At 65.0% G+C, this 2907-nt stretch carries 4 protein-coding genes; all 4 read right to left on the bottom strand.

Annotated features, from left to right (window positions below; translation table 11 throughout):
* Nucleotides 1-71 precede the first annotated feature (71 nt).
* The 4 genes from nuoK to nuoH all read right to left on the bottom strand — a co-directional run bounded on the left by nuoK (nt 72) and on the right by nuoH (nt 2879).
* A complete protein-coding gene (gene nuoK, locus ABSF49_RS21380) occupies nt 72-380 on the bottom strand; it encodes an NADH-quinone oxidoreductase subunit NuoK (protein ID WP_424114647.1) in 309 nt (102 codons plus the stop codon).
* Nucleotides 381-391: 11 nt separating this feature from the next.
* Nucleotides 392-994, bottom strand: coding sequence for an NADH-quinone oxidoreductase subunit J (locus tag ABSF49_RS21375; RefSeq protein ID WP_424114646.1), 603 nt, complete (start codon nt 992-994; stop codon nt 392-394).
* 151 nt (nt 995-1145) lie between these two features.
* Entirely contained in the window at nt 1146-1640 is a 495-nt protein-coding gene (gene nuoI, locus ABSF49_RS21370) for an NADH-quinone oxidoreductase subunit NuoI (RefSeq protein ID WP_424114645.1), read from the bottom strand.
* A gap of 219 nt (nt 1641-1859) precedes the next feature.
* Nucleotides 1860-2879 carry an NADH-quinone oxidoreductase subunit NuoH gene (gene nuoH / locus ABSF49_RS21365; protein WP_424114648.1) on the bottom strand — a complete coding sequence of 340 codons (1020 nt, stop codon included), beginning with the start codon at nt 2877-2879 and terminating at the stop codon, nt 1860-1862.
* Between the last annotated feature and the right edge of the window lie 28 nt (nt 2880-2907).

Below are 2907 nucleotides of genomic sequence, written 5' to 3'. Positions count from 1 at the left end.
GGCGGCCGAACAGGCCGGCGATCAAGAAACCGAGCAGCGGCAGGAAGACGATCAGATCGTACATGGCGCCTTCAGCCCTTGAGCGCGTTGATGTCGTCGACCGCGATCGAGCCGCGGTTGCGATAATAGGCGACGAGCACGGCGAGGCCGATCGCCGCCTCCGCCGCCGCGACGGTCAGGATCAGCAGCGCGAACACCTGCCCGGTCAGGTCGCCGCTATGGGTCGAGAAGGCGACGAGGTTGATGTTGACCGCGAGCAGGATCAGCTCGACCGACATCAGGATGACGATGATGTTCTTGTGGTTGAGAATGATGCCGGCGACGCCGATGGTGAACAGGATCGCCGCCAGCGTCAGGTAATGGGTGAGACCGATGACCATGGACGAACCCTTCACAATCCGGCGCGCGAGGCGACCTTGCGCAGCTCCACCGACGACGCCGGCGTGCGAGCGACCTGCGCGGCGACGTTCTGACGCTTAACCCCCGGCTTGTGGCGCAGCGTCAGTACGATCGCGCCGACCATCGCGGTGAGCAGAATCATTCCCGCCGCCTGGAAGAAGTAGAAGTAGTGGGTGTAGAGGACGCGGCCGAGCGCCGCGGTGTTCGACAGGCCGCCGACCGGCGAAGCGGCCGCCGCCGGCTCGGGCGAGACGTTCCAGCCAAACGCGACATAGCCGAGTTCGCCGGCGACGAACAGCGCGATCAGCGCGCCGATCGGCAGATAGCGCACGAAGCCTTGCTTGAGCTCGGCGAAATCGACGTCGAGCAGCAAGACGACGAACAGGAACAGCACCGCGACCGCGCCGACATAGACGACGACCAGGATCATGCCGAGGAACTCGGCCCCCATCAGCAGGAACAGACCGGCGGCGCTGACGAAGGCGAGGATGAGGAACAGCACCGAATGGACGGGATTGCGCGCGCTGATGACGGCGAGCGCCGAGGCCACCAGCACGGCGGAAAAGATCCAGAAGAACACCGCTTCGGCCTGCATTGTCGTTACCCCTGCCCCCGTCCTGTCCTCTGCTTCCCGGCCCTCCCGTCTCCCACTTGCGGAAGAAGGCGGCGGCGAAGCCGACGGATGAGAATTGTTCGACTTCCCCTCACCCCTGCCCTCTCCTCTCCCGCGAGCGGGAGAGGGGCTCTTACTTATACGGCGCGTCGAGCGCGATGTTGCGCGCCAGTTCCCGCTCCCAACGCGCGCCGTTGTCGAGCAGGCGTTCCTTGTCGTAGAAGAGTTCTTCGCGCGTCTCGACCGCGAATTCGAAATTCGGCCCCTCGACGATCGCGTCGACCGGGCACGCCTCCTGGCACATGCCGCAGTAGATGCACTTCGTCATGTCGATGTCGTAGCGCGTGGTGCGGCGGGCGCCGTCGTTGCGGCGCGGTCCGGCCTCGATGGTGATCGCCTGCGCCGGGCAGATCGCTTCGCACAGCTTGCAGGCGATGCAGCGCTCTTCGCCGTTCGGGTAGCGACGCAGCGCGTGCTCGCCGCGGAAGCGGGGCGAAAGCGGCGACTTCTCGTGCGGATAGTTGAGCGTCGCCTTCGGCTTGAACATGTAGCGCACGGTCAGGGCGAACGCTGCGAAGAACTCGGTCAAGAAGACCGAGCGTGCGGCGGCGTCGAGTTTAAGCGCCATGACCGTTCTCCATGGTCGTTCCGATTGCTCCCGCTCGCGCGCTTGTCCACGTCATGGCCGGGCTTGACCCGGCCATCCAGGCGACGCGGTCGCCGATTGCGGCCGAAGCTCGTTGCGCCTTTTCATTCATCCGACCGACGCTCACCCGTTTCTCTCCAATCCGACCTAGCTGGATGGCCGGGTCAAGCCCGGCCATGACGCTGACGACGGATGAGGGCTTCATTGGTGAACGCCCCACCCCGTCGCTTCCAGCACGCCGGCGACCAGCACCACCATGAACAGCGAAATCGGCAGGAACACCTTCCAGCCGAGGCGCATCAATTGGTCGTAACGGTAGCGCGGCACGAAGGCCTTGACGAAGCTGAACATGAACACGACGCACCACGCCTTGGCCAGGAACCACACAACCCCCGGGATCCAGGTGAACGGCGCGAACGGCAGCGGCGACAGCCAGCCGCCGAGGAAGAAGATCGTCGTCATCGACGACATCGTCAGGATGGCGACGAGCTCGGTGAGGAACTGCAGCAGGAACAGCGAGGCCGAATATTCGACCATATAGCCGGCGACGAGCTCCGACTCCGCCTCGGCGAGGTCGAACGGCGGTCGGTTGGTCTCGGCCAGAGCCGAGACGAAGAAGATGACGAACATCGGCAGCAGCGGCAGCCAATACCAGCCGAGCAAGCCGTAGCGCGTGTCCTGGGCGTGGACGATATCGGTCAAGTTCAGCGAGCCGGCGCACAGCAGCACAGTGACGATGACGAAGCCGATCGACACTTCGTAGGAGATCATCTGCGCCGCGGCGCGCAGGGCCGACATCAGCGGGTATTTCGAGTTCGACGCCCAGCCGGCCATGATCACGCCGTAGACGCCGAGCGACGACACGGCGAAGAGATAGAGGACGCCGACGTTGATGTTGGAAATCGCCCAGCCGTCGGCGACCGGGATCACCGCCCAGGCGGCGAGCGCCAGCGTCACTGAGACCAGCGGCGCGAAGATGAACACGCCCTTGTTGGCGCCGGCCGGGATGATCGGCTCCTTGAGGATGAACTTGAGGAAGTCGGCGAAGGGCTGCAGCACGCCCCACGGCCCGACCACGTTCGGCCCGCGGCGCAGGTGGATCGAACCCCAGATCTTGCGCTCGGCGTAAATCAGCACCGCAGTCGAAAGCAGGATGCAGACCAGCAGCAACAAGCCTTCGAGCACGTAACGAACGAAGGCGCCGAGCGCGGAGGCGTACATCCAGCGGCCGAAGGCAGCCGCCCCGCCG

Source organism: Roseiarcus sp., assembly GCF_049514155.1.
Taxonomy (GTDB): domain Bacteria; phylum Pseudomonadota; class Alphaproteobacteria; order Rhizobiales; family Beijerinckiaceae; genus Roseiarcus.
This window is presented reverse-complemented; position numbering and strand designations above follow the sequence as displayed.

Bases quoted from the DNA above. Each gene is read 5' to 3' on its own strand.
- nuoK (WP_424114647.1), bottom strand. From the start codon at position 380: ATGGTCATCGGTCTCACCCATTACCTGACGCTGGCGGCGATCCTGTTC.
- nuoH (WP_424114648.1), bottom strand. From the start codon at position 2,879: ATGTACGCCTCCGCGCTCGGCGCCTTCGTTCGTTACGTGCTCGAAGGC.
- nuoI (WP_424114645.1), bottom strand. From the start codon at position 1,640: ATGGCGCTTAAACTCGACGCCGCCGCACGCTCGGTCTTCTTGACCGAG.
- ABSF49_RS21375 (WP_424114646.1), bottom strand. From the start codon at position 994: ATGCAGGCCGAAGCGGTGTTCTTCTGGATCTTTTCCGCCGTGCTGGTG.